General features: G+C 55.5%; 22 protein-coding genes. 12 read left to right on the top strand and 10 right to left on the bottom strand.

Going from position 1 to position 22,053, the window contains the following annotated elements; translation table 11 throughout:
• The first annotated feature begins 996 nt into the window (after positions 1 to 996).
• From F6R98_RS21465 to F6R98_RS01915, 3 genes are all read left to right on the top strand, one after another.
• Positions 997 to 1,212, top strand: coding sequence for a hypothetical protein (locus F6R98_RS21465; protein WP_194270094.1), 216 nt, complete (start codon positions 997 to 999; stop codon positions 1,210 to 1,212).
• Positions 1,213 to 1,328: 116 nt separating this feature from the next.
• Positions 1,329 to 2,768 carry a TAXI family TRAP transporter solute-binding subunit gene (locus F6R98_RS01920; RefSeq protein ID WP_153247513.1) on the top strand — a complete coding sequence of 480 codons (1,440 nt, stop codon included), beginning with the start codon at positions 1,329 to 1,331 and terminating at the stop codon, positions 2,766 to 2,768.
• A gap of 152 nt (positions 2,769 to 2,920) precedes the next feature.
• Entirely contained in the window at positions 2,921 to 3,079 is a 159-nt protein-coding gene (locus F6R98_RS01915) for a hypothetical protein (protein WP_153247512.1), read from the top strand.
• Between the two features lie 12 nt (positions 3,080 to 3,091).
• Here F6R98_RS01915 and F6R98_RS01910 read toward each other — a convergent pair whose 3' ends face one another.
• The 8 genes from F6R98_RS01910 to F6R98_RS01875 all read right to left on the bottom strand — a co-directional run bounded on the left by F6R98_RS01910 (position 3,092) and on the right by F6R98_RS01875 (position 10,195).
• Positions 3,092 to 3,643: an NAD(P)H nitroreductase gene (locus F6R98_RS01910; protein ID WP_153247511.1), complete on the bottom strand. Its 552-nt coding sequence runs from the start codon at positions 3,641 to 3,643 to the stop codon at positions 3,092 to 3,094.
• A gap of 4 nt (positions 3,644 to 3,647) precedes the next feature.
• On the bottom strand, positions 3,648 to 4,649 hold the full coding sequence (locus F6R98_RS01905; RefSeq protein WP_153247510.1) for an ATP-binding cassette domain-containing protein: 1,002 nt from the start codon (positions 4,647 to 4,649) through the stop codon (positions 3,648 to 3,650).
• Positions 4,646 to 5,344 (bottom strand): GTP-binding protein, encoded by a 699-nt coding sequence (locus tag F6R98_RS01900; protein ID WP_153247509.1) that lies wholly within the window; start codon positions 5,342 to 5,344, stop codon positions 4,646 to 4,648. Before F6R98_RS01900 ends, F6R98_RS01905 begins: the two co-directional genes overlap by 4 nt.
• A complete protein-coding gene (locus F6R98_RS01895) occupies positions 5,335 to 6,399 on the bottom strand; it encodes an ABC transporter substrate-binding protein (protein ID WP_228125039.1) in 1,065 nt (354 codons plus the stop codon). The genes F6R98_RS01900 and F6R98_RS01895 overlap by 10 nt, the downstream gene beginning before the upstream one ends.
• Positions 6,396 to 7,430 carry a D-alanine--D-alanine ligase family protein gene (locus tag F6R98_RS01890; RefSeq protein WP_153247507.1) on the bottom strand — a complete coding sequence of 345 codons (1,035 nt, stop codon included), beginning with the start codon at positions 7,428 to 7,430 and terminating at the stop codon, positions 6,396 to 6,398. Before F6R98_RS01890 ends, F6R98_RS01895 begins: the two co-directional genes overlap by 4 nt.
• Positions 7,431 to 7,639: 209 nt before the next feature.
• Complete coding sequence (gene phnE / locus F6R98_RS01885; protein WP_194270093.1) at positions 7,640 to 8,476, bottom strand: phosphonate ABC transporter, permease protein PhnE; 837 nt, start codon at positions 8,474 to 8,476, stop codon at positions 7,640 to 7,642.
• The gene (gene phnD, locus F6R98_RS01880; RefSeq protein ID WP_153247506.1) at positions 8,473 to 9,360 is read right to left on the bottom strand and encodes a phosphate/phosphite/phosphonate ABC transporter substrate-binding protein; all 888 of its coding nucleotides are present in this window, start codon (positions 9,358 to 9,360) and stop codon (positions 8,473 to 8,475) included. The genes phnE and phnD overlap by 4 nt, the downstream gene beginning before the upstream one ends.
• A 4-nt stretch (positions 9,361 to 9,364) precedes the next feature.
• Positions 9,365 to 10,195 (bottom strand): phosphonate ABC transporter ATP-binding protein, encoded by an 831-nt coding sequence (locus tag F6R98_RS01875; protein WP_228125038.1) that lies wholly within the window; start codon positions 10,193 to 10,195, stop codon positions 9,365 to 9,367.
• 524 nt (positions 10,196 to 10,719) lie between these two features.
• On the opposite strand from F6R98_RS01875, the gene F6R98_RS01870 reads away from it, so the two are divergent.
• The 9 genes from F6R98_RS01870 to F6R98_RS01830 all read left to right on the top strand — a co-directional run bounded on the left by F6R98_RS01870 (position 10,720) and on the right by F6R98_RS01830 (position 20,929).
• Complete coding sequence (locus F6R98_RS01870; RefSeq protein ID WP_228125037.1) at positions 10,720 to 10,959, top strand: NifU family protein; 240 nt, start codon at positions 10,720 to 10,722, stop codon at positions 10,957 to 10,959.
• 119 nt (positions 10,960 to 11,078) lie between these two features.
• On the top strand, positions 11,079 to 12,722 hold the full coding sequence (locus tag F6R98_RS01865; RefSeq protein WP_153247503.1) for a sigma-54 interaction domain-containing protein: 1,644 nt from the start codon (positions 11,079 to 11,081) through the stop codon (positions 12,720 to 12,722).
• 447 nt (positions 12,723 to 13,169) lie between these two features.
• Complete coding sequence (locus tag F6R98_RS01860) at positions 13,170 to 13,562, top strand: hypothetical protein (protein ID WP_153247502.1); 393 nt, start codon at positions 13,170 to 13,172, stop codon at positions 13,560 to 13,562.
• Between the two features lie 68 nt (positions 13,563 to 13,630).
• A complete protein-coding gene (gene nifE / locus F6R98_RS01855) occupies positions 13,631 to 15,034 on the top strand; it encodes a nitrogenase iron-molybdenum cofactor biosynthesis protein NifE (RefSeq protein WP_153247501.1) in 1,404 nt (467 codons plus the stop codon).
• A gap of 12 nt (positions 15,035 to 15,046) precedes the next feature.
• Positions 15,047 to 16,429, top strand: coding sequence for a nitrogenase iron-molybdenum cofactor biosynthesis protein NifN (gene nifN, locus F6R98_RS01850; RefSeq protein ID WP_153247500.1), 1,383 nt, complete (start codon positions 15,047 to 15,049; stop codon positions 16,427 to 16,429).
• A gap of 12 nt (positions 16,430 to 16,441) precedes the next feature.
• A complete protein-coding gene (locus F6R98_RS01845) occupies positions 16,442 to 16,948 on the top strand; it encodes a NifB/NifX family molybdenum-iron cluster-binding protein (protein WP_153247499.1) in 507 nt (168 codons plus the stop codon).
• Between the two features lie 11 nt (positions 16,949 to 16,959).
• Positions 16,960 to 17,820: a sugar phosphate isomerase/epimerase family protein gene (locus F6R98_RS01840; RefSeq protein ID WP_153247498.1), complete on the top strand. Its 861-nt coding sequence runs from the start codon at positions 16,960 to 16,962 to the stop codon at positions 17,818 to 17,820.
• Positions 17,821 to 18,082: 262 nt separating this feature from the next.
• Entirely contained in the window at positions 18,083 to 20,323 is a 2,241-nt protein-coding gene (locus F6R98_RS22595) for a methyl-accepting chemotaxis protein (protein WP_194270092.1), read from the top strand.
• A gap of 267 nt (positions 20,324 to 20,590) precedes the next feature.
• A complete protein-coding gene (locus F6R98_RS01830; protein WP_153247496.1) occupies positions 20,591 to 20,929 on the top strand; it encodes a DUF4156 domain-containing protein in 339 nt (112 codons plus the stop codon).
• Between the two features lie 155 nt (positions 20,930 to 21,084).
• Here F6R98_RS01830 and F6R98_RS21460 read toward each other — a convergent pair whose 3' ends face one another.
• Together F6R98_RS21460 and F6R98_RS01820 are read right to left on the bottom strand one after the other, a co-directional pair.
• Entirely contained in the window at positions 21,085 to 21,894 is an 810-nt protein-coding gene (locus F6R98_RS21460) for a tetratricopeptide repeat protein (protein ID WP_194270091.1), read from the bottom strand.
• Positions 21,891 to 22,046, bottom strand: a complete 156-nt coding sequence (locus F6R98_RS01820) for a hypothetical protein (RefSeq protein ID WP_153247495.1) — start codon at positions 22,044 to 22,046, stop codon at positions 21,891 to 21,893. Before F6R98_RS01820 ends, F6R98_RS21460 begins: the two co-directional genes overlap by 4 nt.
• Between the last annotated feature and the right edge of the window lie 7 nt (positions 22,047 to 22,053).

Below are 22,053 nucleotides of genomic sequence, written 5' to 3'. Positions count from 1 at the left end.
ACCGTTAAATACAAAAGACCTGCATACCGGGTTTTCCGGAAATAACGATGAAGATCGCGCATCCACAATAAACAACCACTGCGCCTTAAAAGGTTTCAATATTTTTATTGGATGTTGCACCAACCAATGAAATTCGGCTATTTCTTATAATAATAAGAGAAACACAAAATAACAATTGGACTTCCGCCTAAAAAAATCAGGATACTGCCTAAATAAAATAAGCAAATCCTTACAAGGATATGAGCAAATAATGATTGAAATAATATCGTTTGCAAGGGAGAATAACTTCCGACGTCCTTAGTCAAGATATGTCTGGCGGAGACCTGCCAAGCCCCCCATTGGCCGGTAGATCAGCATTGATTGGGACTCATCCAGGGTCAAACGGCATTAAATTTTCGATGCCGTTTGACGCTTTTACTGCGGCTGGATTTGATTCGCTGCACAAGTCCTCGAAAACCTCCCGTCCACTTAACATGGAATTCATACGGCTATCCAGCGGTACAGGGCCAATGCGCGCCTTCTCCCGCCCCGTTGGTAATCGCCCCAATAGATGCGCTGCTTTCGCCCAAAGGCCCGCCCCAGTTTTCTTGGTTGGCGATGATCTGACCACAACCCCTACCCTGATGGAGGCCCAGGCCGCGCAGACTTCCGGCCGCCGCGCGGCAGGATAATACCCTTAGACAGCACTTCGGTCTTGCGCGTGTAGCCGTGGATTTCTCGCTGCGAGCGTCTTCAACGCGCTCGGCGGCGCGATAGGCCGCTGCGTCCCGGAATTGGGCGCGACCGCTTTGCCGCCGAGGTGGTAGATGACCATGGTTTTTGCTTTTTGTTGTTTCCCGCGCAACAGGCGCACTGGGTTGGCAGCATAGCGGATAACTCCTGAGTGCGTCCTTGCTTTATATGTGGTGAGTAGGCGCAAGAGGTGCGGGCTTGTAAGCAGTGCGGCTCGGCGGCAGAATGACAGGCGGGTTTTAACAGCAGCTGGGGAGGGAAACGATGGCGGCTCTCGAGGACAGGATCAGGCAGGCGGAAGAGCGCTTGGAACAGCTTAAGGCGCAGAAACAGAAGCTGGAGCCACGCAAACGCAAAAAGCTGCGCAAGAACGGGTACATGGCGCAAGATTTTATTCGGGGCTTATATTGCTGGAAGCCATGCGCAACGTTGAGAACCTCAACCGGCGCATGCTGCTGGATAAGCTCAATGGCCATTTGACGCGTAACGATGATGGGTCACTGTTTGGATTATCGCCGAAGACAGCCCTATAGCAACCGGCAGAAATAGCACAAGCCGATACAAAATCCATTTGTAAATAAAACAAGTGTTTCGGCATGCTTCCCGCTCCTGCACAGCAAGCAGCCACCGCTTTCTGCATACGTGAAACAGCAAATTTTATGAAAAGATTCATTATGAATAATACCACGAAATACGTTTTGGAATACAGCATAGCGATCTACGAAACAGTGAGAGAGGCAATTGTCTCCTGGATGCAAACAATTCGTGATATATGGCCCATGCTATTGTTATTGATTTCAGGTATTGCCCTGGTAATTTGGCTGGCAAAACCAGCGCCACCCAACCATGTATACTTGGCGACGGGTCTACCTAACGGCGGATTTTCATCAATAGGAAAGGAATACGTGGAGTTCTTTCGAAAGAACGGCATAACCCTTGAATTAATAGCTTCTAATGACGGAAAGCAGAACCTTGAATTTTTGAAAAACAAGCATGACAAAGTGCAGTCAGCCTTTATGCATAGCGGTATCGCTACCTCAAGTGAAAGCGCAGGATTACTATCGCTAGGCAGTGTAAATTACGAACCCTTATGGTTTTTTTATAGGGGTCCGGATACGCCCGATGCGGAACAGAGAATAGGCGTATTAGTTGGCGGTAAGATTTCCATTGGGCAAGAAGGAAGCGGTACTCGCATACAAGCGCAACGCATTTTAGAACTAAACGGTTATCAGCCAACAGCATCCAATATACTGTCACTCTCACCAAATGAAGCCGCCGCCGCGCTCAAACGCGGAGACATCGATGGGATGTTTGTAATCAACAGCATTGATTCACCGTTGATCCAGGCGTTGCTGCATGACCCCACACTGCGGTTAATTAGCTTTACGCGTGCCAATGCCTATGCGCGGCAAATGAATTACATTAGTGTGCTGGAAGTACCAATGGGTGGTTTCGACCTGTCCCGCAATTTTCCACAGCGCGATACCAAACTGCTCGCGACTACACCTAGCTTGGTAGTGGAGGCCGATCTGCATCCGGCAATCCAGCGTCTGTTCCTGCAAGCTGTCAGAGCAATCAATGGACGCGGCGATTACTTCTCCAAGGTAAATGAATTTCCAGTTTACAGAGATGCAAGTATTCCGGAAAGTCCAGTGTCGATACGCTATCATAAATCAGGATTGCCTTTCTTGAACAATTATCTGTCGTTCTGGATCGCTGAATTCATTGACCGCCTGGTAATCATGATAGTACCTTTCGTCGCTTTTGCTTATCCGATTATCAGCAAACTACCTGGTTACAGGATCAAGCGGATGCGAACCAGACTGGGAAAAAACTACAAGAAACTGAAGCTACTTGAGATTGAAATTGTAAACAACTACAACCGCGAAGCACATGAAGAATATCAACAATGCCTGAACGATATTGAACAGAATATTTTAGAAACACAAACACCCTCATCTTTATCAGAATTTTATTTATTGATGCTTATGCATGTTGACTTCGTACGTAGCAGGCTGGCAAAAAAGCACTCTTGATTAGCACCGAATTCCATTGAGCAGTTCAAAATTGATGGATGGAGGTGCGGTATTGTTAGACATATGAAATCGCTCCCCATCCGCACACAGCCGCTCACCAAAAATCACGATAAAACATTATCCATACTCCTCAACCCGTAACAGCTGAACCCATGGCCGCACATATCCGCTATCACATCAAGCTGACGCGCTCCGGCGCCACCACACGCACCACCATCAGTTTGGATAAAATCGTATCCGATCTGTTAAGCGTGGCGCTGGGTCGGCTCCCCGGCAGCAAGGAAGCGCATAACGCCGTGCGCCTGTATTAACGCTCCGTATTCTTAGAGCCAACGGGTAAAGTCTTTGCTCTCGACGATGGAGAGCGGTTTTTCCGGCGGTTGCAATGGCGTCCCCAGATAGAGAAAACCGACGATCTGGTCTTCTTCTTCCAGTCCCAGGGCCGTGTGTAAACCGCGATCGAACATTGGCCAGCCCGAGCGCCAAATGCCGCCAAACCCTTGCGCCACTGCCGCCAATTGCATGGACATCACCGCGCACCCGGCTGTCAATTGCTGCTCAAAGCGACTAACCAGAGCATTGGGACGATGACGCGCCGCCACCACTATGACCAGAGGGGCGCGGTGAGGCATACGGTACGCGCGATTGACGATTTCCGTGGATTTGCCGGATTGTTTGGCAGCCTCTTCCAGTAGTGCGCCCAAACGGTCAAGGCCGTCTCCCGCAGCCAAAATAAACTCATAGGGGCGTAATTGCCGAAAGTCAGGAACCCGAAATGCGGCCTTCAGTACGGCTTCCAAAGCTTCGCCTTCAGGGGCGGGAGCGGTTAAGGCCGAACAGGAACGACGTTCCAGCAGTAAGGTGATCGCATCCACGGAGTTACTCCAACGTCCAGTTCAAAGCGGTTTCAATCCGGCGCCCCATACGCAGTTGATGGCGTAGATCCATGAGTCCTTGATCAATATGCTCAAGGATACTCAGATTGGCTTTTTCCGCCTCGCTGGTAGTAATGAAGTCGGCTACGGCGCCATTGCGTATGACAATGCGCCTGCTGCCCATCAGCGCAAGAATCGGGTCGTGGGTTGAAATCAATACGATTTTTTCCTTGGCAATCAGCAAATCCAGAGACTTCTTGCGGTCGATGCCCGCATTCTCGATCTCGTCTATCAGCACCACCGGAGAAGCCGACAGCAAGGCGGTATCGGCAATCATCAGCGCACGGGTCTGGCCACCGCTTAACTGCGTCAGAGAAACATCGGCTGTGAAACGTTCTCCCGCCAATTCATTGGCGCAGGCAATGACATCCGCCACCACCGTTTCCGGGTTTTTCACCCTGCGGCAATCGGCGTGCATGAACAGAAACTCGCCCACCGATAGATCGACGACAAAATTCATGTTCTGGGATAATTGCGCAATCAGCCTGCGATGGGAGGTAAACCGCGAGCCCGGTTCAGGAGGCGCATCATTAACCAAAACACGGCGTCCCGATGGGGTATCTCCCTGCGCCAGACATTCTATGTCGGCCAGCAGCCGGCTTTTGCCCGACCCGGTGGGGCCGACTATGCACAGCACATCCCCGGTCTTCAGCATTAGATTCAGATTTTCCGGCTGACCGCTTTTGTCGTGTCCACCCAGGATGGTCAGCGACCGAACCCGTTGCTCCGTCTCTCCGGTTTGAACCTGCGCAGCCAGAATTTCCAGGTGTTCCAACACCCGCTCCCGATCCATACCCAGATCCGACAGCCTGTTTTCATCCAGACTATCGAGCCAGGAATCCAGTCTACGGCTTGGCCTGGCATCGGTGGATGCGATAAATTGGGCAATACCGGGATGCCCCTCGGATAATTCCGCCAGCGTCATGGACAGTAAACGGTTCCTCATGCCGGTTTGTCGCCCAAGGCCATCTTGCGTACATTGCCTCGTTGATGATCCTGTCCGATGATGGTTTCGCCGATACAATAAGGGCATACCGCCGAAGGCATGGGAAAACGCAGGCGGCTGCCTTCCAACTCATGGATAACGGGAGCTTGATCCAGGTGATATCCCAATTCAGCGGCGCCCTGGCCGGTGATGCCGTTGAAAAACAGTATCACGGCGCGCGGATTGGCTTGGCGGACATTGAAAGAAAAAACCTCGCGTTCGGCCTGGCTGACGATATCGCCCTTGGTGATCACCACCACGTCGGCCAATTTCAGCATCGGCCCGATCTTGCGCGGCGTGTGAACGCCCGACAGATTATCGATCACGCAAACGGCCAGAACACCCTGAATATGCGGTGAGCAGCGGTTGCACAACCCGGCGCTTTCGGCGATCAAGAAATCAAGCGCTGCCCGGCGCCCCCAGCTAACGCAGTCGTCGATGTTGCTGACAAAGAAATGGTCGGGACAGACGCTGCCCGCCAGCCCCACTTTGACCGGCAAACCCGCCCGCTGATAAACCTCGTCATCCGAGGTATTCAATGAGTCAAATTTGACGATGCCGACGCGGCGTTCTGAGCCTGCCAAAATCCTGGCCGTTTTGACCACCACGGATGTCTTGCCCACCGATGGCGGTCCGGCAACGGTAATCAGGCGCATAATCGCATTCCTTTAGTTTGTCTTTTGTCCATGGCGTCCAGGAACGTGCGGCTGACAGCCTGGATCAATTTGGCTGTCGCAGGGTGGCGTACGAAGTCCCACCCCAGCCAGTTCAGTTTGGAGCCGGCGGGAACACTGGGCGGCAAACCAGTACATAGCGACGGGTAACGGTTCTGATTGAGGATACCCCCCAATTCTGCGCCGTAGAAGTGTCTGACCAGAACATCCAACGATAGTCGGTGCGATGACTTGACCGTCAGCCAGAGGGGATAGGCCAAGGCTCCCTCTTCCGGCCAGACCACCTCGGTCTGTCCACGCCTTGGACACATGTCAGCCTGCGCCCAGGGCAGGACATAGATCCCGCCCGGCGAGGACGCAGTACCCGCCAGCCGCGGCATCTGAGCGGAATGAAGCAGGGAAGGCACATTGGCCACGATTCTGGACATTCCATTCAAACCGAACTCTTTGGACATCGCCAGCAGAAAGAATTTATTGAATTGCGAGTAGCGGCTATCCCCCTCGCGTTTCCAGCCGCTGAAGACGACCTGATTGCGATAGACAGGCTCCATCAAGTCGGCCCAGCGGCACGGAGTAGGCAATCCGCCCAAACGCCGATGATCGATCAGCATCACGAACGGCGCAACGGCAAACACCCCAATCCACCCTGCAGGATCAATCAATCCGCTATCGCTAAAAACGGTGGCGGCGCCTTCAGGCTGCGCTCCGCTAAATGCCCCCTTCATCAGATAACGCTCCTGGAAGCGTCGATTGAATGCACTGCCGTGATCGGCGGACACCAGCATATTGGGGTAGTCGGCAAGGGAATGAATGAAGCGTAATTTATCAAACGGACTAACGCCCCCCTGCCCCAGGGGAATGTGCCATTTAAACGCCTTGCCGTTCGCGCTTTCGGTTTGCGCCACCACGCCGGCAATGCCGTCGCACACTTGATGGCGCAAGGGTACGGGAACATTGGCCAGCAAATCCCACGGACAGCCGGTAAACACTCCATTTGCTGCGGAAAACCCCCTCATCACCAGGGGGTTGCTGATCATGGCGCCCATCGACAAATCTCCCGAATAGTGGATTGACGGCGAAGACTGTATTCAATCACATGGCCAAGCACATCCAATTGGTTAAGCCCCCACCGGGATGCAGCCAAACAAATAGCGCCGCTACGGCCAATATGGCAACAAATGTTGAACTCCAGAAAGACGCGGCGGCCTGTATGCGGATCAAAGCGATAATCCAGGCGGAAATAATCCATGGGGCCTGCCATGGTCCATAACGCCGCCACATCGGAACGAAGGCCGGCTTCTGCGGGTCCGGCGTCGAACATCTCGTAACCCATCGGGTCATTGCGTTTCAAATCCTCGGTGATAATCCCGCCCTCCTGATTCGATCCAGGATTGACCACCCCCAGAATGATCGGTTGCTCTCCTCCCAGGACGGGAACGGTGATATCGATACCGGGAGCGTAGGACTCGATCAGCACCGACATGCCGCGTTCCAGCAGGCCATGGGCGACGCGGGCGGCTCCAGCCCAGTCATCCTGAATCGAGTCGGCGCTGATTCCTTCGGACGCGGCGCCAAAACGGTTTTTGATGAAATAAGGGCCTGCAAATGCGGCCGGGCTTGCCAATGCGCTTGCCGAATCATAGCCGGCACCCTCGGCCACCGGCAGTCCCATGGCCCTGGCCGCCAGCTTGGAAAACCATTTATCCTCGGCAAGCGCGCGGGTATTCGGCCGGGAGCCGACGCACGGCATGCGCAGGAACTCGCAGGTGGACGCCAAAAAGATTTCGGGATTATTGATGGGGATGCGGTTGTACAGGGAAAACACCAAATCCACATTGCCCGGCGCCTTATAGACGGCCAGGCAATCGCTGGCGGTAACAACGCGGTATCCCAATTCGTTCAGCCCTTCCCAAACCCGGTGATAATAGGCGGGATATCCCCCGTCACCGGGATAGGACCGACACTCATATATCGGTTCGCTCGGCGCATGGCGGGCAATGAACAGGATGCGCGTCGAGGGGGCCGCGGACGGACGCAGCAATAAATCGGGAACAGGTAGTGAACTCATCGCGGAACGCGCTCCTATGTGAAAACCGGCAATAAACCGTCATATTTTCGGCAAATGCCGCGCCAACTCAGCCTCACGCTGAAATTCAGGGGATGCCCTTGTAAGACATCCCCGGATGTGCGAATGGGGGATATGATGCACAGCCCGATACGAATAAACAAAGTCGGTTATGACAGCAGAACATTGTACAGGCGCGAGGACCACTAGGATCAACCGTGATCGAGATCAAGAAGCCGGGTGCGGATTTGCGCTCCACCGGCGTTGATGAGAGTCACCAATCCCCATAAAACGATAATAAGTGCGAGCGCTTCGCGGTATTCGAAAAGGTGAAAGGCCGTCATGATTTCCAGGCCTATGCCGCCTGCGCCGACAAGACCCAGTACGGTGGCTGCGCGTACATTGTGCTCCCACCGATAGAAAGTTATATCCAGCAATCTCGGCAGGATTTGCGGCAGCACGGCGAAGCGTGCGATACCCAGCCACGATACGCCCTGGCTGCGCAATGCATTGCCCGGCGCGGGGTCGACATGCTCCAGTATTTCGGCATAAAGCTTTCCCAGCATGCCGGTCGAGTGACAGGCGAGCGCAAGTACGCCGGGCAGTGGACCGAAACCGACTGCCGCGACGAACATGACGCCCCAGATGACTCCCGGCACCGAGCGCAGCATATTGAGAAACAGGCGCACGACTCCGCCCAGCCATGCTGGTCCGGTGTTGCGCGCCGCCGCCAGCGCCAGCGGCAGCGCGGCGAAGCAGGCGAGCGCAGTGCCGGACACGCTCATCGCCAGAGTGTCGAGCAATGGCCGTCCCCAGTGTTTCCAGCGGGCGAATTCCGGTGGCAACGAGTCTCCAAGCAGCGTCACGATAGTCGCCAGCGCGTCGCGGTAACGTTCCGGATCGAAGACGCCCGCGAAGCCGAAAGCGCAAACGAAGACGGCCATGGCGCAGACAAAGCGCAGGCCGCGTTTCAGTTCCTCGCGGCCATGCGCTGCAAGAACGGCATCCAAACCGGAACGATGCGGAAACGAAACGATTTGATCGCTCATGGCGCAGGAACCGCGTTGGGGTTTTGCTTGCGTATCGCCTCGATCCAGCTGCGTACCCGGTCGACATCGGAGTCGACGGCGGGAATAAAGGCTACCGCGCGAAACACCTTGAGCGCTTCCGGATCGTTCACGCCGACAAAAGCTTTTCTCACTTCTTCGCGGAAGGCGGGATCGAGTCCTGCGCGGAAAGTCCACATATACTCCGGGATCGGCGGCGACTCGGCAAGTATCCTCACGGCATCAGGGTCTATTTTTCCTTCGTTGAGCAAGCGCCGGTAAATCGGCAGGCTGAGGCCGCCCGCAGCCACCTTATGATGGGCCACAGCCAGTGCGACAGCGTCGTGCGCACCGAGTACACGGAGCGTATAGTCACGTTCCGCCGCGAGTCCGGCTTCGAGCAACTGGTAGCGCGGCACCCAGGTGCCGGAAGTTGAGGCCGGGTCGCCCATTGCCACTTCCTTCCCTTTCAGATCGGTCAGGGTTTTCGCCGGACTGTCCTTGGGTACGATGATGACCGCCTGAAAGGTCGGGCCGACATCTGCATGGGTCGGACGGGCGAAAGGCTCGAGCCGGGCGCGGCGGCTTTGCAGGATATAGGTCACCGGCCCGAGGTAAGCGATATCGATACGGCCGAAGCGCAATGCCTCGCCGGTGGCCGCGTAGTTGGCACCAACCATCAATTCAACCGGAATGCCGAGCCGTTTTTCCAGATACGCCCTGAGAGGCTCGTTCAAGCGCATCACCGTGGGCGCCGATTCGCCCGGCAGCAGCCCGATCTTCAAACGTTCGGGATGCTCCTGGGCTCCGATAGCGGAAAATGACGCCAACAAAACGCCTAGCAGCAAGACCAAGCACGGAAAGATACGATTAACGGTTGTATACATGGTTTCACCATCGGGTACAAAAGTTGGAAGAACAGGATGTTTCCTGCCGGGCAGGAACTTCAAAAACGAGGGAGCGCGCGGACGAATCGAATTTCGCCGCAGGACCGTCGAAAACCACATGCCCCGCAGCCAAACCGATGACCCTATCCGCCAGCGCCAGCGCGGTCTCAATCTGGTGAAGCACCAGAACGACGGTAACGCCGTAGTGGACCGCAGCATGGCGCAAGCTCACCCCCAGATGATGGACGAGTGCGGGGTCCAGGGAGGAAAAGGGCTCGTCGCCGAGCAGCAGCCGCGGCTGACGCACCAGAGCGCGCGCAATCCCGACGCGCTGACGCTCGCCGCCGCTGAGATATGAAGTTCTGGTCGCGGCGTGATGCAGCAGTCCCACCTCGATCAACGCCTCGGCCGCACGCCGCCGCATGGGTAACGGCCATGGCAACGGAGAGAGCGGATGGCGTGCATCCGCAAGCCCCAGCAGCACGTTGTCCATGGCCGACAGCCGGTCTATCAGCGCATGATCCTGAAATACGGTGGCTATGCGGCGGCGATGTTCGCGCCAGGCTCCGCCATGATCGAGAGGTCCGATGCCGGTCACCGCAAGCGCGCCGGACGACAGCGGAATCAACCCGTTAATTGCGCCGAGCAGCGTGGTCTTTCCGGCGCCGGACCGTCCTACAATGGCGGTTACCGATCCTGAGGGAATGCTGAGGGTGATGTCGCGCAGCACTTCGCTATCGCCGCGATTCAATGTCACGCCTTTGAACCGAATCATTTCCGCACCTGAGAAGCGAAGGCCGATTTTCGGCTCAGGGCCGGAAAAAAGAAACGTCATGAGCCCTCCCCTTCCAATAATTGCCGAAATCCACAGATTTTTTACTTGTTTGTCGAGCTGCCGGAGGCATGATTGATGCCCGCTATTCGGCTGGCTTTGTCGACCCCCGTTAGGAGTGGGCTTTATTCCGCTACTGAATGGCTACATTAATGCAAAAGCAGGTTACGTGCCATTAACTAAAAAGCCTCGTTCGGACATGAAAACTCTGCGATGCACCGGCTGTACCCACACGCGGTCAGTCAGCACTGCAGTTAAAGTTCAATCCGTACTTTCTCGACAGAAGCTCATGCATATCCATTCCTTTCGTACTGTTAGGTACGCTTCTCCATTTGTTATTACGATCCGGAACGAGCAGCGAAGGCGCCGGAAGCGGATGGCGACCGCGTTGCCGCAGGCGGAAAACTGCATCTCATCCATGGTATGGGGTTTGCTTGATTTTTATATATTCCCCGTGAGCGATGTCCAATTCTTGTCGCCACAATATCCGGCCCCATTCGAATTCATTCATCAGGAAGCTATCGCCAATGAACGCACCGCAAAAAATCGCGCTTATTAACTCCACTCTCCAAGAACTTCGTCCCGGCTTGCAGCGTGACGGCGGCGACATCGAACTGGTGGACGTCGTCGGCGATATCGTCAAGGTCAGGCTAAGCGGCGCCTGCACCACCTGCACGCTGGCCGGCCAGACCCTGGGCGGTGTACGAAGAAAACTGATGGCGGCATTGCGCGAACCGGTGCGCGTCGTACCGGCGCCTATAGACTAATCGGCCAGGCAGGCAGCGTTCCGTACTACTCAGACTTGCCATATGAGCCATTTTTTTGAGTAATCACCGCCATCGTTATATCATTATAAATATCGCGCTTATTTAACGAGGTAGCGAAAATGGTTCTCGAAACAAACGTCGTAGCGAAAATAAATTCCGACGATCCGCTGCAACTGAAAATTAAACCCCAGCAAGTCCCGGTATCAGGGATTCCGCATCTGTGCGAATGCGATCTTGGCGAGTGCCGGACCAATGTGTTGCCGCTTATGTACGAAATGAGCCGTATCGTCACCGAAAGCGAAGATCTTGCCGGCACACTGGCCATCCTGCTGCAGGTGATGAAACGGCACATGAAAGTCATACGCGGAATGGTGACTTTGCATCAACACGACTACGGAAAAATCTTCATACATAAAAGCTTCGGATTGACCGACGAAGAGGAAGCGAGAGGCATCTATTTCCTCGGAGAAGGCATTACCGGCAAAGTCGTTGAAACCGGCAAACCGATCATTGTTCCGCGCATCAGCGACGAACCGGACTTTCTGAATCGCACCGGCAGCCGCAACGCCGACATCGACCGCAAACTGTCGTTCCTGTGCGTCCCGATCCTGCGCGGAGGGAGAGTGCTCGGAACCATCAGCGCGGAACGCATATACGACAACGCCCGGCTGCTGCGGCTCGACGTGGAGGTATTGTCGATACTCGCGTCCACAACGGCGCAGGCGGTCGAGCTTTATCTGCTGGAAAACGTTCATCAGGTTGCTCTGGAAAACGAAAATCTGCGACTGCGCAACGCCCTCAAGGAGAAATTCAAGCCATCCAACATCATCGGCAACTCGAAACCGATGCAGGAGGTCTACAACCTGATCGAGAAAATAAGCAAGTCGAAAGCAACCGTATTGATACTCGGGGAAAGCGGGGTCGGCAAAGAGGTGGTCGCCAGCGCAATTCACTACAACAGTCCCAGCGCTTCAGGGCCGTTCGTAAAATTCAATTGCGCCGCTCTCCCGGAAAGCGTGATCGAAAGCGAGTTGTTCGGACACGAAAAAGGCTCGTTCACCGGAGCGGCGGGCCTGCGCAAGGGACGCTTCGAAGAAGCCGACGGCGGAACCATTTTCCTGGACGAAGCAGGTGAGCTCTCTCTGCCCATGCAGGCAAAACTGTTGCGCGTCCTGCAGGAAAAAACCTTCGAACGCGTGGGCAGTAATACACCCCGCAAGGTCGACATACGCATCCTTGCGGCAACCAACAAGGATCTGGCCGGCATGGTTGCAAACGGGAGCTTCCGCGAAGACCTTTACTACCGGCTGAACGTGTTCCCGATCACCATTCCACCGCTACGGGACAGAGGCAACGACATCGTAGTCCTTGCGGATCATTTCGTAGAATATTACTCGAAGGAAATGGACATTGAAATTAAAAGGATATCGACGCCGGCCTTGAACATGCTGCTGTGTTACCACTGGCCCGGCAACGTGCGGGAGCTCGAACACGTCATCGAAAGGGCGGTCATCCTCGCCGAGGACGGAGTAATCCATGGTTATCACTTGCCGCCCTCCCTGCAGACGCCGGTGATATCGGAAGTTTCCTGCGAAGGCGGCTTGGACGCCAAACTGAATACGGTCGAATACGAAATGATCGTCGAAGCGCTGAAACTGCATCACGGCAACACCACCGAAGCGGCTGCGCACCTGGGATTGACTCGGCGTATTCTTGGACTGCGCATGAACAAATACCAGCTTAATTACAAGGAATACCGGTAACTACTCAGTATGGCTGCTGAAGAGGAAGTTAGGTGGTCCAGGCGAGACCTTCTGCGCCCACGGATGGACTTGCAGCGTGGATAATATTACCGACACGCTTCCGCGTGCCTCGACTGGCTTGCCCCACAACACGCCATGTGCGCCTGTTCCCGTGTCGAGCGCGTAGCTGCCGGGGGCAACGCCAGCTTGCTATATATTTTATAAGTCATATTGCACATCAATGTACGAACGCATGGAAATAGTACGCCAAAGCACGCTGTTTTACGCAATCCTTCAATCGTGAACGCATATCTGCAGCTCCGAAAGCCCGCTTTATCAAAACCCATCAGCAAATTCATCCCGCTACGCACATCTGGCCCGCAATTTGTATTAGAGAACGGTAAGACGCACCGGATTAGTCGGTGTCGGAATAATGTTCCATAACTCGTATAGCAAGCCGCAAATACCATGCAGCCGTCTCATACATCTACCTCCGTTCGCTCCGCTACGGCAAGCGGTCAAACCGAGTGCAAAATCTGCACGATCCGCCTCGAACGGCTGTGCTACCGGCGCGCCTGGTGGTTCTGCGCATTCAGGGAAGCGCTGGCCGGCGGAATCCGTCTGTTCGCGCTGGCTTACCGCGTGTACTGGGAAAGCCTGCGGCCGCGTTCGCATCAATGCTTCCGTTGCCTGCGTTTCCGTAAAAACGCATTGCAATGCCATTCGCCGTTATTCCGCACGCTCGACAGTTATTTAAATCCTTTTTTCAACCGCGTGCGTGACTCGCTTCTTACACCAGAGGAGTTGGAACAGGCCAGGTCGTTTGCCTTGCGCGCGGCTTCGCCTGATTTCGACGAATAAGCTATAACCTAATAAACAACCACCGTTCCGCGCCGGAGTTTGGCGACGGAACAAGCAGGAGATTCCGTATGAATCAGAACGAAATCCAGGCGCTGCTCGACGAACCGGCGTGCAGTCACAACAAGGGAGCCAAAACCGGTTGCGCAAAGGCCAGGCCGGGGGCTGCGCAAGGCGGCTGCGCCTTTGACGGCGCGCAAATCGCGCTGCTGCCGATAGCGGACGCCGTGCATATCGTGCACGGCCCGATCGGCTGCGCCGGCAGCTCCTGGGACGCCAGGGGCACTCGCTCTTCCGGCCCGGCGCTGTACCGCATCGGCATGACCACCGACCTCTCCGATGTCGACGTCATCATGGGCGGCGGCGAGAAGCGCTTGTTTCATGCGGTCAAACAGGCGATCGAAACCTACCGGCCCGCAGCGGTGTTCATCTATAACACCTGCGTTACCGCACTGCAGGGCGACGACATCGCAGCACTGGGAAAAGCCGCCGCCCAGCGCTGGGGAGTGCCGGTGGTGCCGGTCGATTGCGCCGGATTTTACGGCAGCAAAAGCCTCGGCAACCGCATAGCCGGCGAAACCCTGTACAAGCATGTGATCGGGACGCGGGAACCCGACCCGGTGCCTGTCTCCGCGCGGCGTCCCGGCATTGAAACTCACGACGTGAACCTGATCGGCGAATACAACATCGCCGGAGAATTCTGGCACGTCGCGCCGCTGTTCGACGAACTGGGACTGCGCATCCTGTGCACGCTGTCCGGAGACTCGCGCTTTCAGGATGTGCAGACCATGCACCGCGCCGAAGTCAACATGGTGGTGTGCTCGAAGGCAATGCTCAATGTCGCCAGGAAGCTGCAGGACGATTTCGGCACGCCGTTCTTCGAAGGCAGTTTTTACGGTATCGCCGACACATCCAGGGCTTTGCGCGATTTCGCCGGACGGCTGAACGACCCCGGCTTGAGCGAGCGCACCGAACGCCTGATCTCGCGCGAGGAGGCCAAAGCCGACGCGGCGCTGAAGCCCTGGCGCGCACGCCTGCGCGGCAAGCGGGCATTGATCTTTTCCGGCGGCGTCAAGTCCTGGTCGGTGGTTTCGGCGCTGCAGGATCTGGGCATGACGGTGGTTGCCACCGGCACCGAGAAATCGACCGAGGAAGACCGTGCGCGCATCCGCGAACTGATGGGCACGGATGCGCGCATGATCGACGACAACGATCAAGCCACGCTGATGGCGACCTGCAAGGAATACGAAGCGGACATATTGATTGCCGGCGGACGCTATCTTTATCCGGCCCTGAAAACCTGCATTCCATTCCTGGACATCAATCACGAACGCGATTTCGGCTACGCCGGTTATGCGGGTATGCAGGAGCTGGCCAGGCAACTGGCGGCATCCATCGACAGTCCGGTCTGGCCGCAAGTGCGCAAAACGCCATCGTGGTCGCGGCAGCACATTGCTGCAAGCATAGCCGCATAACGGGAGCGCGCAATGGCAAAAATTATTCTTCCGAATAAACCCCTGGCGGTGAATCCGCTCAAGGTCAGCCAACCCATGGGCGCTTCCCTGGCTTTTCTCGGGCTGGCGCGGGCGATGCCTCTGGAGCATGGAGCGCTGGGCTGCACCGCGTTCAGCAAGGTTTTTTTTTCCCGTCACTTCCGCGAGCCGATTCCGTTGCAGACCACAGCGATGGACCCGATGGTAACCGTCATGGGCGCCGACGACAACGTCGTCGAAGCACTGCGCACGGTAGCGGAAAAGCACCGTCCGGACATCATCGGACTCTTGACCACGGGTCTGGCCGAAACTCAGGGCGCGGATATCGCGAGAACCGTCAAACTGTTTCGTAGCCGGCACCCGGAATATGACGGCATGAATGTGGTGCCTGTGAGTACGCCCGATACGCTGGGCAGCCTGGAAACCGGTTTCGCGTCGGCGGTGGAAGCCATCATCAACGAGCTGGTTCCCGCCGTTCCGGCGCGCCGCCGCCGCGTCGAGCAGGTTAACGTACTGGTATCGTCAATGCTGACTTCGGGCGACATCGAAGCAGTCAGTGAATGGATCGAGGCTTTCGGGCTACATCCGGTGATACTGCCGGATATAGGAGATTCCATGGATAACGGCCTGAGCGCTGCCGGGTTTTCCACGCTGACTTATGGCGGTACGCCACGATCGGAAATCGCCCACATGGGCGAATCGGTAGCCACCCTGGTCATCGGCCCATCGCTCCGGCGCGCCGCCGATCTGTTGAAGGCCCGCACCGGCATTGCCGACTACCGCTTCGCCGGACTGATGGGGCTGGATGAATGCGATGCCTTCACTCAGGCACTGAGCAATATTTCGTGCCGCGCGGTGCCGCGGCGCATCGAGCGCAAGCGCGCCCAGCTGCTGGATGCAATGATCGATTGCCATTTTCAGTTCAGTACCGCGCGCATAGCCGTGGCGGCGGATGCGGATTTACTCGGCATGCTGACCCGCTTCCTGGTTGGCGAAGGTGCGGAGGTGGTCGCCGCGGTGGCTTCGGCCAGAGCCGATTCTCTGGCAGCACTGCCGCTGGAAAGCGTGATCGTCGGCGATCTGGAGGATTTGGAAAATGCAGCCAGGAATGGCCGGACCGATCTTGTCATAGCCAACTCTCACGGCGCGGAAACCGCCGCCAGACTGGGCGTGCCGTTAATGCGCGCGGGTTTTCCGCAATACGACTGCATCGGTGGCTACACGCGCACCTGGATCGGTTATCGCGGAACCCGCCAGATCCTGTTCGATATTGCCAACCTGCTGTCGAACCGCCAGGAAATCGCGCCCTATCGGTCCATGTACCGGCAGGAAAACAACGCGAACCGGCAAACGGCGGCGGATAACAGAACCCACTAACCGGAGGAAAATATGATCAAAATCGCTTTTGCATCGAAAGATCAGGCCCATGTCAATCTGCACTTCGGAGCCGCCGAGAGCTTCATCATTTACGAAGTTGCTCCCGGACGCGCGGAACTGGTCGCCGTTGGGGAGTTCATTCCCGTTGAAATGAAAGGCGACCTCAAAAACATGGGCTTGGAGGAAGAGCCCGAAGCATCCCAAGAGCCGCCTCAAGACAACTGGATAGCCGCTCATGGAGAGGAGCTGGTTAAGCCTAAAGAAGATAAAGTGGCGGTCAAACTGGAGTTCCTCGCCGGCTGCGCGGGAGTCTATGCCGCATCAATCGGCTCATCGTCCATCCGCCGCCTGATGAACGCCGGCATTCAGCCGATCATTGTAGAAAACGGCCGCGCGATCGAAGACTTGCTGAACGATATCAGTCTGGCGCTGGGCAAGGGCGGAACGGCCTGGATCGATCGCGCGCTGGCGAAGGCCAGGGCCGGCGACCGTTTCGAAGCGATGGCGCGCCAGGCATAAAGGATAGAAATATGAGCTATAAACTAGCCGTTTCGAGCCTCGCCCTACCGGTTCACGATACCTTGCGTCTGCTGCCGCAGGTGGGAGAAATGGGCGTGCGCGGTCTGGAAGTGTCACCGGAACAGGTGTGGCGCGGCAATGAGCGCAAGCCGGCTGCGAACGAGGTGACATCTTACCGCCGCGAAGTGGAAACCGCAGGACTGACGATTATAGGATTGCACGGGCTGTTGTCCGATCGGCCCGGACTCGGCGTGTTCGCCGGCCCCGAAGCCTTGCAGCGGACAGTGGAATATCTGACCGGTCTGTCATCGGTTTGCAGAGACCTGGGCGGACGAACGCTGGTCATCGGCGGCAGTCGGTGGCGCGGCGATCTTTCCATAAAGCAGGCCTGGAACGATTACCTTGCTTTTTTCGAACGCTTGCTGCCGCGTATCGAAGATCACGGCACGGTATTGTGCATCGAACCGTTGGGACCCGGCGACGCCGATTTTTGCAGCACGGCGGCGGAATGCCGCATGCTGACCGGCTATATCGATCACCCTGCGCTCGGCTTGCAGTTGAACGCCAAGGCCCAGGTAGAAAACAATGACGCCGGACATGCGCCTTTTTCCGCTGCGCGCGGACGCCTGGAGCACTTTCACGCCAATGAGCCGGGATTTGCAGCGCTGGGCTCGTCTGGCCGGGTGGATCATGCCGACTTCCGCCGTCATTTGAGCGCGATCACCTATCGCGAATGGGTGTGCCTTGCCCAAAAGGTATCCGCCAATCCATTACAAGGTTTGCTTTCCGGCATCCGCCACCTGAAGCAATGCTATCTACGCGAGGGTAACCAGGGTCGTCAGCGGTTAATACCGGTTCGAGCCACGGGGTAAGTCAGCAGTTTTACATGACGAAAGGGAGTTAGCCCCGCAAGTCTGCGGCATATCTTATCGTCCCCCTTCCGATCGTTTACCGATATAGAGTACCGAGCGTGTTAGCTACATCATAGAGGTAAGGTTCTTGTCACCGGATTCCGGCAATCCCCGAATCAAGTCCGTGGCAGGCTCTGCCGGAATGACGTTGTTTTCCTGGCTTAGCGCTCTATATGAAGTAACCAATCGTTTTAGCGCGTTACATCGCGTTCGGTCAGGAATAATGAGAACCAACCTCCCGGTAACAAATGTGGAATACCCGTTGAAAGAAACGTCGTTTATCGTTTCCAAAACGGACCTGAAAGGCATAATTATTTATGTTAATGCCGAATTTATCGAAACCAGCGGCTTTACCGAACAGGAGCTGATCGGACAGCCGCACAATCTGGTACGCCACCCGGATATGCCGGAAGAAGCGTTTGCCGACATGTGGGCTACCTTGCAATCCGGCAAACCGTGGTCCGGCGTCGTCAAAAACCGTTGCAAGAACGGCGATTTTTATTGGGTGCTTACCCATGTCACGCCGATTATCGATGACGGGGTGGCCGTGGGGTATTTATCGGTGCGGCATAAACCCTCGCAGGAACAAATCGATACTCATACAGCCGTGTATCGGGCGTTCAAAGAGGGACGGCAGGGTCATTTACGCATTCATGAAGGCAAGGCGGTCAAGCCTCGCCTGCTCGAAAATTTCCGCTGGATTAAACGAATATCCATAAAGGCACGCGTTGTTTTACTTGTGGCGATCGGCGCGGCATTACCGGCTATGATCGGGGCGATCGGATTCTACAATGTCTATCCGGCAAACTTCCGCCCGGAACTTATCGTTGCAACGCTTTCGATTTGCATCGGATTGCTGGTCGCCGTCGGACGTTCATTGATCCTCGACACGGCCAATAATATTTCCTTCGCCAGCAGGATACTGGGCGAGATGGCTCAGGGGCATTATTGGAGCACGATAGAAGTCGATGGTTACAACGAAATCGGCCGGCTGTTGTATGCCGTGAAATCCACGCAGATCCGTCTTGGCTTCGAAGTCGCCGACGCGCGCCGTATCGCTACAGAAGCGACGCGCGTGGTAACGGCTTTGGACACCGTCGGAACCTGCGTCATGATTGCGGACAACAAAGGCGGCATCATCTACCTGAATCGCGCCATCGAAAATATGTTCGCGGTCGCCGAAAGCGATATTCGTAAAGACCTGCCGCATTTCGACCGAACCCGGCTGATCGGTGCAAGCATAAACAACTTTCACCGTCACCCCGGACAACAGATCGAGTTACTTAAAACATTCACAGCCCCGCATCGCGCGGAAATGACGATAGGCGGGCGTACCTTCGCGCTTTGCGCCAGTCCGGTTATCAATGCGCGAGAGGAACGCCTCGGAGCCGTAGTCGAATGGAGAGATCGCACCCAGGAAATCGCCACCGAACAGGAAATCGGCGCGATAGTCGAAGCGGCGGCAAGAGGCGATTTCAGCCGGCGCATGGCGTTGACCGGGAAAACCGGGTTTTTCAGGCAATTGGGCGAAGGCATGAACCGGCTGATCGAAACCAGCGCGAACAGCCTCAACGAGATAGTGCATGCGCTCGAAGCCTTGGCGCTAGGGGACTTGACCGGAACCATCCATAACGAATACCAGGGGACGTTCGGGCAGCTCAAGGACGACTTCAACGCTACCGTCGCGCAGCTTACCGGCGTCACCGTGCGCATCAAGGAGGCGACCGCGGCCATCAATGATGCCGCACTGGAAATCTCCCGGGGTAATAACGACTTATCCGGACGCACGCGCGCTCAGGCTTCCAGTCTGGAGCAAACCACCGCCAGCATGGCGCAGATGACTTTGACGGTGCAGCGTAATGCCGAAAACGCCCGTCAAGCCAACCAGTTGGCGGCAGGAGCATCGACTATCGCGCTACAGGGCGGCGATGTCATGGGCCGGGTAGTCAGCACCATGTCGTCGATCAGCGAAAGCTCGAAAAAGATCGCCGATATTATCGGGGTGATCGAAGGCATTGCGTTTCAGACCAATATTCTCGCGCTGAATGCGGCGGTCGAAGCGGCGCGCGCCGGAGAACAGGGTCGCGGCTTCGCCGTGGTCGCCGGCGAGGTCCGCAATCTGGCGCAGCGTAGCGCGGAGGCGGCCAAGGAGATCAAAACCCTGATCATCGCATCGGTCGAGCAAATCAATACCGGAGCCGGCCAGGTGAATCAGGCCGGACAAACCATCAGCGATGTGGTGCGTTCGGTGCAGCGCGTTACCGACATCATGTCCGAAATCAGCGCCGCATCGGCGGAGCAACGGCTGGATATAGAGCAAATTAATCAGGCCATCAATACGATGGATTATATGACGCAACAAAATGTTGCGCTGGTTGAGCAGGCCGCAGCGGCTGCGGAATCAATGGAGATGCAAACCCGCGAATTGTCCGGCTTGGTCAGAACATTCAGAACGGCGAGTTGAAAGCCTCGCCATAAGCCCTCATGCCGGTATGGCGGCTCATTTCAATCGTTTATAAAACTGTTAAACTGATGCGATGGCTGTCAGCTGCGACGGGTTATGAAACGATTATGGACCTCCGGCAAAATTATTAACATGCGCACATAGAAGCCGGTGGATGCGCTGATATAATCGAAACTCACCGACGGCGTAAAGGCAATGAGTTGCCGAGTGATTCTTGCGAAACAAACGATTTAATCCGTATTCCCCTTATGGAAAACCGGTCCTACCATGAAAGCGGCACGATACGCCAACCTGTTTCTACTGAGTGCCGCACTGCTTGCCTGCGCTCCCACCCCATTAATCCCAGGCGCCGAGTCCGTTCATGCTTTGGATGTTTCGCCGGATACGAGCAAAGCTCCTTGTACCTTGTTGGGCAAGGAGGTGGTTGGCACTCAAGGCAATGTTTTTGGCGGCGACTATACAAGTATTGAGAACCTGAATGAGCTGAAGAATGCCGCTTATAAGCTTGGAGCCAATGCGATTTATATACAACAGCGGCGGGATATAAACAGAGCCGGCGGCACTGTAAATGCGACAATAACGGTCAGCGCCTATAAATGCAAATAATGGGCCGCTCAGCGAAAACCGGCATACACCGCGAGCTGATGAATAGAGACTGAGCAGGTTTCCGAACAGAAAACCGAACCTGAGCAACCAAAACATAGGTTTTATACATACCGGCCTTATGGTTGTTAAGCGGCAAACTGACCGATATCAGTTTATTAATTTCCAAGTTCGATCATTGTTGCAGAGGTCACGCCTTTATATTTGCTGCCATCGCGCAATGTAACGGTTACAACTGCCGGATTCATATCGCCTTCCAACTGCATTTCGGCGCCTCGGGGCGCCAAATAGCATCCGTAATACTCCTCTATTTGAACCGGCGCGGGAAACGTATTGACAGGTTTTTTATTTTCCTGATCAGCAGTTTTATCCTGCGGCATGTTTTCCCCTGATTTTTGAAAGAGCTCGATGATCTGCGCGACCAGAACCTGATTTTTGCATATCACAGCGCCGGGTATTGATTTGACGCTGGCTTTTGCTCTAACAGTCACCGGTTGAATTTTTGCCAAGCCAATCTTTCCGTTATTGTCACCGTGTTCAATCGCTTTTTTATACAAAAGAACGGCGTCATTCTTATTCTCGCCAATAACCTCGCCGGAAGAATACATATCGGCCAACTTAATCATTGCGACGGTACTGCCCTTTTCAGCGGCTTTTTCGTACCATTTTTCCGCTTCGAAGTAGTCCGTTCTGACGCCGTATCCGTTTATGTTGTATCTATCCGAATAATACATATCGCCAACGGCAATCAGCGCTCCAATATCACCTTGCTCAGCGGCCTTTCTGTACCAATAAAGATAGCCCATATCGTCATGATTGTTAAGAGCGTTGTCTCCCATCGTCTTTTGCGCATTGACATTTCCCTGTAACGCCAGGGACTTTAAGCTCTCGCTGCCATTATCGGTGGACTTAGCAGTGTAAGAGCATCCCGCAACAACCAGATTTAACAGAATTAATATTTTCATCATAAGAGGATATCAAGCTCCGAACGCGACGACAATTGAAGAGAGAAGCGCTGCGTCGCCTTGGCGGTTGCCTGGCAATTCAGCATGAATATCAAAGAGCCTTCCATGGCATAAATTCTTTCCAAACCTGCGCTTGGACCTGTATGCAATGGCATCCAAGCG

The organism is Candidatus Methylospira mobilis (assembly GCF_009498235.1).
Taxonomy (GTDB): Bacteria; Pseudomonadota; Gammaproteobacteria; order Methylococcales; family Methylococcaceae; genus Methylospira; species Methylospira mobilis.
The sequence above is the reverse complement of the archived record's forward strand: the minus strand, read 5'-3'. Positions and strand labels throughout refer to the sequence as shown.

Coding starts and splice junctions, on each gene's coding strand:
- F6R98_RS01875 (WP_228125038.1), bottom strand. CDS start 10,195: ATGACGTTTCTTTTTTCCGGCCCTGAGCCGAAAATCGGCCTTCGCTTC.
- F6R98_RS22595 (WP_194270092.1), top strand. CDS start 18,083: ATGAGAACCAACCTCCCGGTAACAAATGTGGAATACCCGTTGAAAGAA.
- F6R98_RS01890 (WP_153247507.1), bottom strand. CDS start 7,430: ATGAGTTCACTACCTGTTCCCGATTTATTGCTGCGTCCGTCCGCGGCC.
- F6R98_RS01865 (WP_153247503.1), top strand. CDS start 11,079: ATGGTTCTCGAAACAAACGTCGTAGCGAAAATAAATTCCGACGATCCG.
- F6R98_RS01920 (WP_153247513.1), top strand. CDS start 1,329: ATGCTTCCCGCTCCTGCACAGCAAGCAGCCACCGCTTTCTGCATACGT.
- F6R98_RS01905 (WP_153247510.1), bottom strand. CDS start 4,649: ATGAGGAACCGTTTACTGTCCATGACGCTGGCGGAATTATCCGAGGGG.
- F6R98_RS01840 (WP_153247498.1), top strand. CDS start 16,960: ATGAGCTATAAACTAGCCGTTTCGAGCCTCGCCCTACCGGTTCACGAT.
- F6R98_RS01830 (WP_153247496.1), top strand. CDS start 20,591: ATGAAAGCGGCACGATACGCCAACCTGTTTCTACTGAGTGCCGCACTG.
- phnE (WP_194270093.1), bottom strand. CDS start 8,476: ATGAGCGATCAAATCGTTTCGTTTCCGCATCGTTCCGGTTTGGATGCC.
- F6R98_RS01845 (WP_153247499.1), top strand. CDS start 16,442: ATGATCAAAATCGCTTTTGCATCGAAAGATCAGGCCCATGTCAATCTG.
- F6R98_RS01900 (WP_153247509.1), bottom strand. CDS start 5,344: ATGCGCCTGATTACCGTTGCCGGACCGCCATCGGTGGGCAAGACATCC.
- F6R98_RS01895 (WP_228125039.1), bottom strand. CDS start 6,399: ATGATCAGCAACCCCCTGGTGATGAGGGGGTTTTCCGCAGCAAATGGA.
- F6R98_RS01915 (WP_153247512.1), top strand. CDS start 2,921: ATGGCCGCACATATCCGCTATCACATCAAGCTGACGCGCTCCGGCGCC.
- F6R98_RS01820 (WP_153247495.1), bottom strand. CDS start 22,046: ATGCCATTGCATACAGGTCCAAGCGCAGGTTTGGAAAGAATTTATGCC.
- nifN (WP_153247500.1), top strand. CDS start 15,047: ATGGCAAAAATTATTCTTCCGAATAAACCCCTGGCGGTGAATCCGCTC.
- F6R98_RS21460 (WP_194270091.1), bottom strand. CDS start 21,894: ATGATGAAAATATTAATTCTGTTAAATCTGGTTGTTGCGGGATGCTCT.
- phnD (WP_153247506.1), bottom strand. CDS start 9,360: ATGTATACAACCGTTAATCGTATCTTTCCGTGCTTGGTCTTGCTGCTA.
- F6R98_RS01860 (WP_153247502.1), top strand. CDS start 13,170: ATGCAGCCGTCTCATACATCTACCTCCGTTCGCTCCGCTACGGCAAGC.
- nifE (WP_153247501.1), top strand. CDS start 13,631: ATGAATCAGAACGAAATCCAGGCGCTGCTCGACGAACCGGCGTGCAGT.
- F6R98_RS21465 (WP_194270094.1), top strand. CDS start 997: ATGGCGGCTCTCGAGGACAGGATCAGGCAGGCGGAAGAGCGCTTGGAA.
- F6R98_RS01870 (WP_228125037.1), top strand. CDS start 10,720: ATGAACGCACCGCAAAAAATCGCGCTTATTAACTCCACTCTCCAAGAA.